The 13,634-nt window shown below is 51.8% G+C and carries 17 protein-coding genes; 9 read left to right on the top strand and 8 right to left on the bottom strand.

Annotation, left to right across the window (positions count from 1 at the left end; translation table 11 throughout):
• The first annotated feature begins 42 nt into the window (after positions 1-42).
• On the top strand, positions 43-543 hold the full coding sequence (locus O6760_RS22535) for a hypothetical protein (RefSeq protein WP_269581923.1): 501 nt from the start codon (positions 43-45) through the stop codon (positions 541-543).
• Entirely contained in the window at positions 536-997 is a 462-nt protein-coding gene (locus O6760_RS22530) for a hypothetical protein (protein ID WP_269581922.1), read from the top strand. Before O6760_RS22535 ends, O6760_RS22530 begins: the two co-directional genes overlap by 8 nt.
• On the opposite strand, the gene O6760_RS22525 is transcribed toward O6760_RS22530, so the two are convergent.
• The 8 genes from O6760_RS22525 to O6760_RS22490 all read right to left on the bottom strand — a co-directional run bounded on the left by O6760_RS22525 (position 992) and on the right by O6760_RS22490 (position 7,320).
• Positions 992-1,798: a hypothetical protein gene (locus tag O6760_RS22525; protein ID WP_269581921.1), complete on the bottom strand. Its 807-nt coding sequence runs from the start codon at positions 1,796-1,798 to the stop codon at positions 992-994. The genes O6760_RS22530 and O6760_RS22525 overlap by 6 nt on opposite strands.
• 62 nt (positions 1,799-1,860) lie before the next feature.
• Positions 1,861-4,362: an AAA family ATPase gene (locus tag O6760_RS22520; RefSeq protein WP_269581920.1), complete on the bottom strand. Its 2,502-nt coding sequence runs from the start codon at positions 4,360-4,362 to the stop codon at positions 1,861-1,863.
• Positions 4,359-4,592 (bottom strand): hypothetical protein, encoded by a 234-nt coding sequence (locus O6760_RS22515; RefSeq protein ID WP_269581919.1) that lies wholly within the window; start codon positions 4,590-4,592, stop codon positions 4,359-4,361. The genes O6760_RS22520 and O6760_RS22515 overlap by 4 nt, the downstream gene beginning before the upstream one ends.
• 3 nt (positions 4,593-4,595) lie before the next feature.
• Positions 4,596-5,258, bottom strand: coding sequence for a hypothetical protein (locus tag O6760_RS22510; RefSeq protein ID WP_269581918.1), 663 nt, complete (start codon positions 5,256-5,258; stop codon positions 4,596-4,598).
• A gap of 11 nt (positions 5,259-5,269) precedes the next feature.
• Positions 5,270-5,911, bottom strand: a complete 642-nt coding sequence (locus O6760_RS22505) for a hypothetical protein (protein ID WP_269581917.1) — start codon at positions 5,909-5,911, stop codon at positions 5,270-5,272.
• A 7-nt stretch (positions 5,912-5,918) separates the two neighbouring features.
• Entirely contained in the window at positions 5,919-6,203 is a 285-nt protein-coding gene (locus O6760_RS22500) for an HU family DNA-binding protein (protein ID WP_269581916.1), read from the bottom strand.
• Positions 6,204-6,231: 28 nt separating this feature from the next.
• Positions 6,232-6,921 carry an MT-A70 family methyltransferase gene (locus tag O6760_RS22495; protein ID WP_269581915.1) on the bottom strand — a complete coding sequence of 230 codons (690 nt, stop codon included), beginning with the start codon at positions 6,919-6,921 and terminating at the stop codon, positions 6,232-6,234.
• 87 nt (positions 6,922-7,008) lie between these two features.
• Positions 7,009-7,320 (bottom strand): carph-isopro domain-containing protein, encoded by a 312-nt coding sequence (locus O6760_RS22490; protein WP_269581914.1) that lies wholly within the window; start codon positions 7,318-7,320, stop codon positions 7,009-7,011.
• Positions 7,321-7,449: 129 nt separating this feature from the next.
• On the opposite strand from O6760_RS22490, the gene O6760_RS22485 reads away from it, so the two are divergent.
• The 7 genes from O6760_RS22485 (at position 7,450) to O6760_RS22455 (ending at position 13,311) form a co-directional block, all read left to right on the top strand.
• On the top strand, positions 7,450-8,163 hold the full coding sequence (locus O6760_RS22485; RefSeq protein WP_269581913.1) for a helix-turn-helix domain-containing protein: 714 nt from the start codon (positions 7,450-7,452) through the stop codon (positions 8,161-8,163).
• Between the two features lie 475 nt (positions 8,164-8,638).
• Positions 8,639-8,989, top strand: coding sequence for a hypothetical protein (locus tag O6760_RS22480; RefSeq protein WP_269581912.1), 351 nt, complete (start codon positions 8,639-8,641; stop codon positions 8,987-8,989).
• Positions 8,990-9,057: 68 nt separating this feature from the next.
• Positions 9,058-9,738 (top strand): DUF1194 domain-containing protein, encoded by a 681-nt coding sequence (locus O6760_RS22475; protein WP_269581911.1) that lies wholly within the window; start codon positions 9,058-9,060, stop codon positions 9,736-9,738.
• A gap of 7 nt (positions 9,739-9,745) precedes the next feature.
• Positions 9,746-10,840, top strand: coding sequence for a PD-(D/E)XK nuclease-like domain-containing protein (locus O6760_RS22470; RefSeq protein ID WP_269581910.1), 1,095 nt, complete (start codon positions 9,746-9,748; stop codon positions 10,838-10,840).
• A complete protein-coding gene (locus O6760_RS22465) occupies positions 10,837-11,910 on the top strand; it encodes a recombinase RecT (RefSeq protein WP_269581909.1) in 1,074 nt (357 codons plus the stop codon). The genes O6760_RS22470 and O6760_RS22465 overlap by 4 nt, the downstream gene beginning before the upstream one ends.
• On the top strand, positions 11,910-12,815 hold the full coding sequence (locus O6760_RS22460) for a 3'-5' exonuclease (protein ID WP_269586333.1): 906 nt from the start codon (positions 11,910-11,912) through the stop codon (positions 12,813-12,815). The genes O6760_RS22465 and O6760_RS22460 overlap by 1 nt, the downstream gene beginning before the upstream one ends.
• A gap of 46 nt (positions 12,816-12,861) precedes the next feature.
• Entirely contained in the window at positions 12,862-13,311 is a 450-nt protein-coding gene (locus O6760_RS22455) for a hypothetical protein (protein ID WP_269581908.1), read from the top strand.
• Positions 13,312-13,634: the final 323 nt, after the last annotated feature.

Below are 13,634 nucleotides of genomic sequence, written 5' to 3'. Positions count from 1 at the left end.
ATCTTTACCAAGTCAAGTGTGACAAACGACAGGAGAGCAAACATGAATCCCAAGACCAAAGTTTTCGACCTCACCAAGCGGACGCAGCAGCCACGGAGGCAGTCGAAGCGTTACGAGATCGCTACTCAAAAACTCGACAATGGTTTCTCAGCCGCTGTGAGCCTTCCCGGCAAAACCACTGAGCATCTGTTCGACCCGGATGGCGACATTGCCCTCTATAACGGTCGCTGGCAGGCGCTTGGCGCGGCCGGGCTGCATCTGTGCGATATTCTGAACAGCCAGACCCGCTCGACGATGAAGCATGGTTACGAGCGCATCGGCGGCGCCGAGATTGCCGCCGCGCTGACTGAACTCGACATGACACCGACGGAACTTGCGATTCACTACGGAACGGACCTGCGGCGCGTTATGAAGTGGATCCACGGAGAAGAAGACGCGCCGGTGCCACTCGCTCTACTCCTGCGTCTCCTGACACTTCCTGGTGTCCGCGAAGTCGCGCAAGAACACACAGACAGCGTCACCTGGGACAAGCGCGATGGGTAATCTTCTTGTAGGGATGCTGTTGATCGCTGGTACCGTCGCATTGTGCTGGCGCAGTTTCGCACCATATTCGGACAGCAAAAAATTGCACAGCAAGCTCACCAGGTTTCACCGGGAGCGGAAAAACATCCCCATGGCGGAACGTCAAACGGAACTGAGGGTGAGAACAGCAATGGTGCGCGTGCGCCGGTTGGCGTCAGATGCTGTTGTACAGAGACCGCATGATCAGAAAGCCATAATCACGAATATCCTGAAGGATGAAGTGAAGAGCCTGGCCATGTTCGATCGCAACGCAGCGGAATATCTCCAGAAATGGGGGGCTGAGGCGGATGTTGGGGAGATTCTTTATTCCAAAGCCCTCGAGGCCGTCTACCGCGATTCGTGCGCAAAATCAGCGCCAAGGATTGGAGAACAAGAGGCGGTTGACATGATCGCCGCGCTCTCCCAAAAGTCATAGACTGTTTTTCATACCGTCGATAATCTTCTGCGCCGCCTTCATGAAGGTAGATTTCGGAAGATTATTCGACTTGTTGTAAAACCCAGCTGCGGACTGCAGTGCGTTTCTGACACGTTCCCCGACGACTCGCTTCTGCCCGCAGCCGGACTTACTCATCTCGGTGATTGTCATCCCGTAGCCAATGAACAGCACCAGGGCGGCGAATGCCTCTCCGCCGATGACACCCTCCAGATCGACAAGCCCTGACTGTGCGACTACTGCTGTTGGCGGCTTTGCCTCCCCTGCGCCGTCCACTCGCGGATCGAAACCAACGCAGGACAAACCATCAAAATTCGCAGCGTTAAATTCCTTCTCGAAACGTTGGCCGGCAGCTATCATCTCCCGGGTCCACTCCCTTGGATTTCGCTTATGTTCGACCATCAACCGGCCGGCGACGGCGTCCACGCGAATCCGCTTGCCTTCCGAGTTAATTCCTTCGGTCGGAGTCACCTTGAGATTTTGAATGTCCTGCAATTTTCGTTTGTGCTTGTCTTTGCGCCTGGCCTTTACAACCTTCTTTTCTGCCTCCCGTTCTTCTGCCCATTTTGTGGTTGTCTGTCGAGATTTATCAACTACCTTGTCCAATAGGCCGAGAGCCTGGCGTCGCGCCATCTCGACTCGCTGTTTTTGGGAAGATTTGTTTTCCAGGTCCTGTTTTTGCTGAATTTTCCTCGCATCACGCCTTGCTTTAGCAGCAAGACTTCGCTTTTCTTTTTCTGCCTTGCTGTAATAACCCTTTGGTTTCTTCTTCGTGTCGCTCATTGTGCTTTTGACGGAACATATTGTTCTTAATATGTACCTGACATCCCTGCTGCGAGTTCTAACTAGAATGGAAGATCATCAAAACCAGTGACCGGATGTTCTGCCATCTCAGGTCTATCTTCTTGTTGTGAAGATGAATGTTCTTTCGATGTTTGTACTTTCGGATACGTTTCTGGCATGTTGTCTATCGGCCTACCTACCCACCACATATAAGGTTTACTCAAACCTAGAACGCGGTTTTCCAGTAATTTTGATTGAACCCGCGCGAATTCCTGGCGAATGGCTGCTGCTTCACGTTCCGGCGATCCATCGTTCGTCAAATTCAGCTTTTTGGCTGTGGCACGGTAGTTGTCCCAATGAAGGCACGTCTTGCCAACCGGGACCTTGTTTTTCTGGGAGAACTCTTGGTCAGAATAAACGCCATATTCTTTGACTGCCTGGAAGTACTGAACAAGCACACGACGCTCGGCAGGGGTTGGCCTGAAGGCATTCTTAGGAGAAGAGCTGCGCCGGCGCTCTTTAGCCAACTCCTTCACACCAACAGGCAGGCAGATACACGAGGTGATAGATTTCCCATCAAACGCACGACGACCAACTTCGATCGACATCAGTTCATATTTTATCTCTAGGCCGTTCTCGCCGTCCTTCTGTTTTTCGAGAAGAGCGGTGCGGACGCCAGTTTCCTCATCCTTCGTGACCAGGATGGTTTGGTCGATATTCGCAACGATGGAGCTATGTCCCCGTACTTTCGTGCCGCCAGCGTTCATATGGTGTACAAGGCAGACATGTGCTCCTGTCGCTATTTGAATTCGATCAATATTCGACATGACCGCGGCCATGTCTTTTCCGCTATTTTCGTCTGCCCCTCCCTGTGCAGTCGCGAGTGTGTCAAAGAAAACCGCCGCCAAAGGAACATCATAATCCAGACAGATTCCGCGAATCTCTTCGATCACTCCAGCTGTGTCTCCATCCTTTCGGTAGAGGTCAACTTTTGACATCAAAAGCTCAAAGGGGATGTCTTGGTCTGCTGGAACGTCAAAGTATTTCCGAAACGCTTTCAGGCGGTTTTTGATACCGAGCGCGCCCTCCCCTGCCTGGTAAATAACAAGACCTTTCTTTGGAACCAGACGCTCGAAGAACGGACGTCTGAGCGCGATCGACATTCCAGCATGGATAGCCAGGAACGATTTTCCACTCTGTGAGGCACCCGCAATGATGGATTTTCCACCTTCAGTCAGAAAGTCGTCAATGAGATAGGAATATTCCGGTCCAGGTTTATCAAGATCTCGCCACCGCAGCCGGCCATACTTCGAAACATGCGGTTTGATGTATCGGATAGATTCCCGTTCAAATTCCTTGAGGGATTTTACGACGGGAAGAGAATTGATCGCGATCTGCTCGTCTGCAGATCGCACGTCGCTCCAATCCATTTCGAATGGAGCCATGTGAATGAAAACAGAAACATCATCCCGATGTCGTCGGCCGGCGGTGATCAAAGCAGCCCTGGTAGCCGAAGGTTCACTATCACCATCACCGAGCAGGTAGAGCTCCTCCACTTCGGCCGGAAGAACCATCCCAGGACGTTCTGGATCCGGTTGACAGTTCCGGATCGATTGTTTTGGGTTTTCAGGATGTGGAATTGAACCTGTCGACGAGCCGCACATATTGCCCAAAGAAATACCTGCGGCAAAACCCAGGTCTGCCTCCATCAAGTCCAGAAGCGCCCATGCCCGGGTGGTTTCAATTCCCTCCCCAATCACGAATTGGGGACGAATAGGCGAAAGGCGGATAAGACCGCCTTTGTGTTCACCGATGATCTTCTTTGCCTTATTGCGTGTTACATCTCCAGGCGGATTCAATTTCCCATTGCCGGCGGGATCCAGATAGGTCCGGTGGAGACCAATAATTCGCATCGCAACGTCACGAATAGCGGCGAGCAAGACGGGAAATTCGCCAAGTTTCTCGGTCTCCTCTGCCTCTGCATCCCTATAGCCGTGGTAAGGCATGCTCGGCACGAAGCGGAAATCGAATGTCCAGGAAGAATCCGGCGAGAGATTCCGATCATCCAGGTACTTCCAAGCGAGAGTGCTATCGATCCCATCCTGCTTTGAGAAAAGCTCTTGGCAGTATTTTCTGGTGTCCGCTTTTTTTTTGCGCTCGTCTGCCTCCTCGGCCGCACGCTGATCTTCCAGATCTTTCTGCCGAGCTGCACGAGCTACTTCCCGCTCTTGTTGCTCTTCAGGAGTAAGAACCCTTCGATCTGGTGTAGGAGCTTCCTCCCCGAGGATAAATTCGGCAGCCTCGAAAAAATCCTGCTTGTTTTTGCGTACATCGAGTCCTTGTACGTGGGCGACCATATCGAAAACATCGCCGCCGGCTGCGCCGCGGCACATGAAAACGCTCTTGTCGGTATTTACTACAAATCTGTCTTTGCCGTTACAAACAGGACAGGGCCCGCTGTACTCGTTCGCACTGCTTTTTCGGAGTTTCGCGTCAAGTTGTTCGGCTACCTTTAAGATATCGGCATCGCGAGCACGATCGAGCCATTTTTCAATATCGCTCACCCCGCTCTCCCAAGAACAGAGCGACAGAAGTCCCGAAAACCATCTGGATCAAAACTGGCAATTTCCAACGCGCGAGCTGCGGCTCGCCACATTTTAGCATCACGCATATCGCCACGATCCGGTTGAAAACCGGGTAGATTCCGTTTGGCGTTGAATGAAGCTTCTCTACGCTCAGCCTCTTCCAAGACGAGCAACGATAATTCCAGAAGGGAGAATTGTTCTTCGGCCATGCTCTAACCTGGCGACGAGAATAAGGCTTCCGCTTTTTCTTTCGCAGTAGCGACGCGCCGCGAAAGTGCTTCTTTTTGAATGAGACCATCCAGGCAAAAATTCACTCCGACCGCCTCGGCAGCGTCGTGAGTATCTGGTGTGAGGCCTAATTGTTCGCACCGTGCAATAGCTTTTGCCTTATAGTATTCTGTTCGCGCTCCCTTATCTTTGAAAGGCCTTCCAAAGTCGTCGGTATTCTTAGTCCTGAAACCAAGGAAATCGTGTCGCCATTTTTGAACGTTGATTTCCATCATGGGAACGCGGGCTATGTGAGCCGTAACCATCGTAACGAATGCGAACCCATACGCCCCGCGAAGCGAAGCCATCGACGTCATAGGCTTGAAGCGCTCAACTATCTTATTGTCGAACATTCCGCCTTCGCTGACCTCCCTTCGCATTCTGTTGGAAGGTAATGGTTCTTCCATCGCCAGTTTTTGAATCTTAGGCCCACGTCGAACACCGTCGTGGTTTCCGCACAGGAAATGGAAAAGCCACTGCTGATAGTGGTAACCTCTCTCAGCTATCAAAACGCTTTTCGAAGAAAAGGTTCCACATGAATATTTGCCGTCGATATTAATCGACCAGCCAATATTATTGGATGAGACGTCTAAGCCAGCGGTGATCATCTATTCTGATTTTATTTTTCAACACGCTTCAGGAAGTCTGGTATTTCGTCACCAGACGTTTCATCAGAATCAGAGATATCGTCCTTTTCCGAAGACTTCTGATCGGCTTTTTCCTGCTGCTTGATGACCTTGGTGTCGTTCGGATCGTTTGCGGCCTTCAGTTTCTTGATCTTGGTGATCGAAGCCTGACCCGCGTGCCAGCCCTCGGTATATTTTTCATATTCCGCGGTGCCCGGGTCGAATGGAGGTTTGAGTGTTTTCCCCTCCTGGCCGGCAATCTTGCCTTCCTGGAAAGCGCGTTCATCCGCCGGAACTCGATCCTCATCAAAAAGAGTGCCCTGCATATTGAGCGGCATACCCGCCCACCGCGCACAGCGCATGAGCCGATCCATTTCGTCCTTGAACTTCTGCTCGCCTTCCGGCGTTTCCAAATCGATCAACACCTTGATATCGGCGAGACCTTTTGGACCAAGATCGGTTTTGATTTGCTTGCAGTAGTTCTTGAACACTGCTTCTGCGGCTTTCTTTGCCGAGAGCACCTTTTCGTAGCCCTGCTTATGCTGCCGTGTGAGCGTCTCAATGTCCTCTTCAGACAAAGTGACTTCACTGTTGTGCCCCTTGCCCGGCTTCGAATTTTTACTTGATTTGGCCATAGTAACCTCAGAGAGCGTCAGATAGTGATTTGTCAGCCTTGAATTTCACCACAGTTTTCGCCGGCACGACGATAGCTTCGCCAGTTCGGGGGTTCCTTGCCGACCGCTGGGCTTGCTCCTTCGGCGCCAATACGCCAACACCTGGGAGCTTCACCGGAACACCCTCGGCGAGAAGACCGGTCACAACATTGGTGAAGTGGCAAAGTGCGGTTTTTGCTTCAGTTTTTGTCCACCCAGTGGCCTCGGCCAACTTGGTTACAACGGTATCCACTGAAGGTCGTTGAGTCTTCATCTTGAGCTTCCCTTGACATCCCCAGCAATCAAAACAACTGCACCTGGTCACCCCAGGTATCCCAAAGATCGTCATTTTCAGGTCGCGATCGTCCGAATAACTCGAGAACACGCACATCTGGTCCGATGTATTCCCTGATCCGCTCCCGCGCCTCTTCTGGCTTGCGCGAATGTTCGCGCCTATTTGCAATGATCAGTTCAGATACTGCCTTCACACGCATCGACTTCCCGCGTTTTCCAAGCACACAATCTTCGATATTCTTCATCGTCGTCAAACCTAGACCACGATGGAAATCGTCTATTGTCATGAACATCTTGGGTGCTTTTGGATTTAGTTTCACCCAACGCAGTCCCATTGCAGTTGGCCTAAAACCCCAGCTTTTCATGATCGGAATGTGCGCGCCGATGACGAGAAACTGTCCGGGAACCCAAAAAAACAAGGCACAATCGGTGTCGATAACCTTTTTCACCGGTAAGCTTTTTGCGTCCTCCAAACTAACCGTCTTATAGTGTCTTCTCGCGTTCCTACCTGGTCGGGCAACAGAATTTCCTTTATGGTTCCATGGGATATCAGCGTAGATACACCCATATGTGCGATCGATTTCGTCGAAAGATGAAATATCCTTCACACCTTCCGACGTACTCCACTGACCAGCACCATCCATTACCGAATCAACCATTAGAAAACCAAAAAAACGCAATTTGCGTTGACGGTCCACAATCCATGTGCTAGGCATTGCAATAAATCACACCCTAGAGAAACAAAGCGCGCTTCGTTTTCCTAGAAGGTGATTTCTATTGCCCTGTCATTTGGGGGGAACATTCTGCGAGAAATCTTCCTCCTTGATTGCCAGCAGGCAAGAACATGGATCGATCACATCGGACAGACCCTCTTGAGAAGGATCTACCGTGCAGAAATCCATGATGTTGAGGCGTAAACCGAGCTTTTTCGCAGCCGCAATTATCGCCTCGTTGTGTTTTGGCGGGATCCAACCTGTCTCCTGCCAACGCTGTACTGTAGTCCCATGTTTGTGACCGAGAGCTTCTGCCAAAGCCTTTCGTCCACCAAACACTTCTACAATTCTGTCGGCTTGAGAGAACTCGACTCTCTCGGCCATATAAACTCCTATTGCGCTTTGCGCATGTCTTTTACGTCACTGACGTTACGCATTTTGCGTGCCAACGTCAACGTGGAATTTGCTGTGTGCATGTGAAAAAATCTGCACGCACTGCCAGGAGACGAAAAAATGCATGTAAGTGAACGCTTTAGGAAGTTGAGAGAGCGCGCAGGTCTATCTCGTGACACCCTTGCGAAGGAACTTGGATACACCGTTGGTTCTAGCATTCAACGCTACGAAACCCCGGAACTGTTCAAGGCGCAAGCATTCAAACCAGAACTGGTTCGTAAGTTGAGGAAGGTCCTTGTCGGCCGCGGAGATCCTGAAATCACCGACAGCGAAGTGATTGCACTTGGACAGATTCCTGGTGAGGAGCTCCCCACAATACCGCCTCCCCCCAACGCGTTGCCTCCCCAAACGGTAGATGCGTCCGGATGGCAACGCATTCCAATTTTCGGACAAGCGGTTGGGGGTGCTGACGGTAGGTTCGAACTGAACGGAAACTTTATTGATTCGATTTTCGCGCCGCCGTCGCTTTCTTCGGTAAAAAACGCCTATGCAGTGATGATTGTTGGGGAATCCATGGAACCGCGATATATTGCGGGAGAAACCGTTTACGTGCATCCACACGTTCCAGTGCGCGCCGGCGATTATGTCGTTCTGCAAATCAAGGATAACAAAACAGACGACCTGCACGGCTACGTGAAACGTTTCAAGAGTCTCACGAAGGACAAACTCACCGTGACACAACTCAATCCGCAAAAGAGCCTAACGTTCCCTAGAGACTCCGTAGAGTCTATCCATAGAATCGTATTCTCAGGGTCAACGATGACAGCCATTTGAAATGGCTGTCATCTTGACTCCTACCGTGCCGATATTCACCGGGAAACTGACAGGCACGAGCTCCCTACGCGCATGCGGGTGAACCCTTCCGTCCTTGGCTATCGAGAGCCGTAGATCGTCATGCGCATAGGGGTGTGCCTGTCAGAGAAACTGACGAGCTACAACCTTTTAGGGTGCATCGTTGTAGCCTGGCTTTGAATTCGTCCGCCGCACCCTGCGTCGGGCCCGGCCGCTCCGCTGCGGCCTGAGTTCTGGACCTGTCCCTTTTTCAGCCGGCGCCTCGGTAACTCTCTATTGCCGCGGCCCTACACAGCCGGCTCCCATATCCGCGACAAAATAAAACGGGACATGTTTTTCCCATATCGGTCAAACTGTCAAATCATTTTTCAACGTCTTTTACGTTGACAACAACGCTCATTGCGTCTTAGCCTGAGTCCCCGCAAGGATTTTAGATACTCTATCGGCAGGTGCTCTCATGCAAACTGTTGTCGACGCGTTGGCAGCGTTTTGGGACAAGCAAAGACTGGTTGAGCGCATGACAGAGCCGCCGGTCGACGTTATCGGCAGTAAAGAGCACGACACAATGTTGTTGCGGTGTTTCTCCACGTTACTCAATTCTGGCTCGCTTGAAACGATGATCCAGACGCTCCGTGACAGTATCAGTTTGCACGAACGTTTTTATAGCGACCGCGGAGATCGTAAGGTTCACACGCAAGAATATATGGCAGCGTGGTTGGATTTCATCAACGTACAAAAAAAGTGGCTGAAAGAACTTTCAGCCCAGCTCGAAAGTACAACAAGCTCAGAACAGAGAATAAAATGCTGAAGGAAGCACTAGTTTCCTGGGTTATTTCTCTCGCTCAGTTTGATTATACAACTGGCACAGAAGTCGACATGGAATTGGTTATTGCGGTCGATATCTCCCAATCCATGGATAAGGAAGAACAGGAAGTGCAACGCGCCGGCTATGTCGCTGCCCTGACTTCCCAGGAGTTCCTGGATGCCATTGAAGTCGGCCCGATCGGCCGCGTCGCCGTCACCTACATGGAATGGGGCGGGGTCGATGAGCACTTTGTCGTCGCGGACTGGACGGTAATCCAGGATGCGGCTTCGGCAGCGCACTTCGCCTCCAAGATCGCCGAAGCACCTCTCCGTCAGGTGCAGCGCACCTCGATTGCCTCGGCACTCGAGAAATCCGTGCAGATGGTCCAGAACAACCAGTATATGGGCCTGCGCCAGGTGATCGACATTTCCGGCGACGGTCCGAACAACCAGGGCGGCTCCGTGACCGACATGCGAGACCGCATGATCGCAGCCGGCGTGACCATCAACGGCCTTCCCCTGATGATGAAGTCGAACAAGAACACCTGGCAGGCCATGCTCAACCTGGACCACTATTACGAGGACTGCGTCATCGGCGGCCCCGGTTCCTTCGCCATCCCCGTCCGGTCGCAGGAAGGCTTCGCCGACGCTATCCGCATGAAACTGGTCAGAGAAAGTGTCGGCCTCCAGCCACCTCCGAACATCCAGCGTTCCGCAGGGCGTGAAAAGATCGCTTGCGACCTATTCGATTGAGATTTTTATGTTCCACTATCCACCAGAAATCCTCGAGATGATCGAAAGTGATCCTATTCCAGGAATCTATTTCGATTTGCCAGAGGACTGCTACCATCGGATCAAAGCCCTTGGGTCCACCCGTATCAAAGGACTGGTCGTCGATCCAATCGAGGAGCAATTCGACCACCTTTACGGGCCAGATATTTCTGACAACGACTACATCAAATTTGGAAACGCAATCCACGCCAGGATGTTGGAAGGTCGCGAAGAATTTGAGCGTCGGTTTTACGTTTCCAAACCGTTGGACATTCCTGATGACGCCCTGGCAACCAGTGATGACCTAAAAGATTTCATCAAGAAAAATGGCGGATCGAATTATTCAAAGCTCAAAAAACATGAGCTAGTGGCGGCCGTTCGATCAATCGATGCAGAAGTCCCGATCGCGGACGAGATCAAGGCAAGGTGGGAAAAGGAAAACGCTGGTAAGACGGAACTTAGTGAAAAGCGATGGACACAGGTACAGGTCGCTTGTGCGTGGGTTCAGGAAGATCCACTTCTGTCTGCAGTTATGAAAGACGGTACATTCGTGCAAGGTGCCCCGGAGGTAACCCTCATCTACGAAGAGGACGGGATTTTCTTCAAGGCGCGTCTCGATCGCTTTCTACGTCATGCAGTGATCGACCTTAAAACCTACGCTCCCCGCAGCAAAGGTAAACTTGAACATCTTGCTATTAAGGTGATCGACAATCACCAGTACGATCTTCAGGAGGCCGCATATCAACGCGCCTGGCGGAAGTGCAGGGAAATCTTTTCCGTGTTCGGCTCTGCCTGCGTGTTCGGTAATGAGCCAATGGATGGCTTTCTCTCCGAATGTTTCGATCGAGACAGGCCAGATTGGTTCTGGATCATGATCAAATCAACCGGTGCACCACAGCCGGTCGTCATCAAATGGGACGCTTCCATCGCCCGCGCCACCGCGGCCGATCAGGTTGAAGGCGCCATCAAAACCTACAAAAAATTCTGCGCTGAATTTGGTTCCGATGAAGTTTGGATTCCTCAGCGTGAAGCCATCCACGTGGGCGACCAGGACCTGCCTGCATATTTCGGAGTGAATAGGTGAATCAAGCTGTCGCTATCCGGGAGTCGGCCGGAAAAATCTTCGCCCTTGCTGGTGAGGATATCAAACTGATCCTCAAGTCGTCATCGATCAATTTCGACCGGTTCCAGACGACGTTCATGACCGCCGTCGCGCACAATCCGGACATCCTGAGGTGTGACCAGAAATCTGTCATCACTGCTCTCATGCAGTGCGCTTCGGATGATCTTGTTCCGGATGGACGCGAAGCGGCATTTATTCCCTTTAAGACGAAGGTCAAAAATATCGATACTGGCAAGGAAGAATACCTTCTGATCTGCCAGTATCTGCCCATGGTTCTTGGCATCCGAAAGCGAGCTAGAGAACTCGGCGGCATCACAGAGATCATCTCGAAATGCGTCTACAAAAATGATTACTTTGACCACGACGAAGGTGACAACCCCTACATCAAGCACAAGCCGGCGCAGCTCGGTCAGGAACGTGGCGACATCATCGGCGCCTACGTCATCTTCAAGGATGACAGTGGTCGGATTGTTCATCGGGATGTTCTCCCGCTTGATGAAATCAACAAGGCTCGATCAGCATCGAGGGCCCAGAATAGCCCTGCCTGGCGCGACTACTTTGACCAAATGGCAATCAAGACTGCCATCCGCCGCGGTTCCAAGGGCGTTCCATCTATGCCCCGGGAATTGCGGAATATCATCGAACGGGAAGATCAATACGTCGACTTTGACGGGTCTTCCGGTTCCGTGATCGAAGGATCCGTCGGCGGCGCTTCCGCCAATCCACTACTGGAGCCTCAAAAACCAAAACAGGAAAAGGTCAAGGAACCGGAACCTGAGGTAGACGATGCTGAGGAGCTCAATGCCGACCTGCTTCGTGGCTATTCCGAAGAACTGATGAAGGCATCGACAAAGGACGGCCTCGAAAAGGAAGCGAAGAAGTTCTGGGACAAAAACGGCGGCTGGCCGCCGAAGTCGGAAACAGACAAAAAGAAGGCCGAGTTCATCTTCGCCGGTCACGAGAAGAGAATTCAGGGTGAAATTGACCCAGACGAACTCGAAGGCGGCATCGAACAGATGCTTTCTGCGTGATGCTGATCAGATCGACCGATCTGGAGACGACAGGTCTTCCAACTGAGGAAGACCCACAAGCCGTCTGCGAGATCGGTTGGTGCGATGTGATGGATGGTGTGGTTGGCAATCCGCAGCAGCAGTTCGCCAATCCAGGAAGAATGCTTCCACCTGAATCGAGAGCTGTTCATCACATCTTCGATGAAGAAGTAGCAGATGCTCCTCCTCCTGAAGAGGCGATGAAGGTTCTTCTGCACCCTCGTCCGAACTTCTTCGCCGCGCACAATGCCTCCTACGAGTTACAATTCTACGACTTCGACGGTATTCCGGTTTTGTGCACTCGCAAGATAGCACTTCGGATCTGGCCGGAAGCGCCAAGCCATGCACTACAGTTCCTGCGCTACTGGCTACCGCTACACCTCGACCACCACAAGGCGATGCCTCCACACCGGGCTGCACCGGATTCCTATGTCTGTGCTCATCTTTTACTGAAGATCTTGGACACGGGCGTCAGTTTCGAAGACCTGGTTACATGGTCGATGGAGCCTGCCCTTCACACCATGATCAATTTCGGGAAAAAGCACAAAGGCGAGAAGTGGCTAGACGTTCCTGCCGACTACCTCGAATGGATCCGGGACAAGAGCGACCTCGACGAAGAAACCAAATGGAACGCAAAATATTGGCTCGCCGAAAAACGAGAGTGTTACCTGCAACAGGCTGAGATCGAAGCTGAGCAATATGTCCGATCCTTCATCGAAAAGCTCCAGAACATGCTCAGCCTTAACGACCTTTATGGATGGGCTTCCGGCCAAGCCGGAGAGATGGAAATGTATGGCATCGTCAAAGGCACTGAGCGGCACAGCAAGTTGTCCGACGCATACACACGGCGCGCTGAAGAATTAAAGCAGACGGAACATGGTACCTAATCTGCCCGCTCCAGCACCTCCAAAAGGATACCGTCCGCACATACCAGTGCGTACGAAACTCTACGCCGCGATGATCAAACTGGGTCTGGATCCTGTTTTGATCCTGGATCACCGGAAACCCCTCAAACTGAAACTCGACAACGTCTTGTTGGCCCTTGGCCTCGATCTGGACGACGTTCAATGGGACCACAGGCCACCAATCCAACAGCGAGTCTGGGATCCAGTCAAAAGAGATACCGTTCCGCCAGCTAACGCCGCCGGTTATCTGGAACCGGTTGTTGGCTCAACCCATAGTGACAGAACGGATGGTCCAAAGACCAAGGCAGTCGCACGCGGTGACAAGACAGAGATAGCAAAGACCAAGCGTTTAGCGGCGGCACACAAGAAGTTTGTCGGCACAATCCTCGCCAAAGATGAGAAGAAACAATCCAGTCGATCTATCCCGTCAAGACCGTTCCCTCAGGGGCGCAGTTCATTTCGGAAAAGACAAAAATGACTATAACCCCAAGGCTTTTGACCAAGGAAGCCGCTGCCGGCTATCTGAGTATCTCGACGGGAACATTTGACCTATGGGTACACGATGGACGAATCCCGTGTGCGATCCGGGGAACTAAGCGATGGGACAAGAGAGCGATCGACGTCGCACTGGACAAGCTCAGCGGTTTGCAGGAAGAATCGAAATCGCAATGCGAAAAAACTGATTATGATGATTGGTTGAGAGGAGAATAAAGCGATCACATGGATAGTGTCCAAATTCCAAATTGGGTTCTTCCTGGGAGGAGCTTCCATCTCTATTTTGGACCGGACAACCCAGAAAAC

Origin of the sequence: Roseibium sp. Sym1, from assembly GCF_027359675.1 — a bacterium.
In the GTDB taxonomy this organism is placed as follows: Bacteria; Pseudomonadota; Alphaproteobacteria; order Rhizobiales; family Stappiaceae; genus Roseibium.
The sequence above is the reverse complement of the archived record's forward strand: the minus strand, read 5'-3'. Positions and strand labels throughout refer to the sequence as shown.

Excerpts from the sequence above, each read along its gene's own strand:
- O6760_RS22490 (WP_269581914.1), bottom strand. The coding sequence starts at position 7,320 with ATGGCCGAGAGAGTCGAGTTCTCTCAAGCCGACAGAATTGTAGAAGTG.
- O6760_RS22515 (WP_269581919.1), bottom strand. The coding sequence starts at position 4,592 with ATGGCCGAAGAACAATTCTCCCTTCTGGAATTATCGTTGCTCGTCTTG.
- O6760_RS22525 (WP_269581921.1), bottom strand. The coding sequence starts at position 1,798 with ATGAGCGACACGAAGAAGAAACCAAAGGGTTATTACAGCAAGGCAGAA.
- O6760_RS22530 (WP_269581922.1), top strand. The coding sequence starts at position 536 with ATGGGTAATCTTCTTGTAGGGATGCTGTTGATCGCTGGTACCGTCGCA.
- O6760_RS22485 (WP_269581913.1), top strand. The coding sequence starts at position 7,450 with ATGCATGTAAGTGAACGCTTTAGGAAGTTGAGAGAGCGCGCAGGTCTA.
- O6760_RS22470 (WP_269581910.1), top strand. The coding sequence starts at position 9,746 with ATGTTCCACTATCCACCAGAAATCCTCGAGATGATCGAAAGTGATCCT.
- O6760_RS22500 (WP_269581916.1), bottom strand. The coding sequence starts at position 6,203 with ATGAAGACTCAACGACCTTCAGTGGATACCGTTGTAACCAAGTTGGCC.
- O6760_RS22505 (WP_269581917.1), bottom strand. The coding sequence starts at position 5,911 with ATGGCCAAATCAAGTAAAAATTCGAAGCCGGGCAAGGGGCACAACAGT.
- O6760_RS22480 (WP_269581912.1), top strand. The coding sequence starts at position 8,639 with ATGCAAACTGTTGTCGACGCGTTGGCAGCGTTTTGGGACAAGCAAAGA.
- O6760_RS22510 (WP_269581918.1), bottom strand. The coding sequence starts at position 5,258 with ATGATCACCGCTGGCTTAGACGTCTCATCCAATAATATTGGCTGGTCG.
- O6760_RS22475 (WP_269581911.1), top strand. The coding sequence starts at position 9,058 with ATGGAATTGGTTATTGCGGTCGATATCTCCCAATCCATGGATAAGGAA.
- O6760_RS22535 (WP_269581923.1), top strand. The coding sequence starts at position 43 with ATGAATCCCAAGACCAAAGTTTTCGACCTCACCAAGCGGACGCAGCAG.
- O6760_RS22460 (WP_269586333.1), top strand. The coding sequence starts at position 11,910 with ATGCTGATCAGATCGACCGATCTGGAGACGACAGGTCTTCCAACTGAG.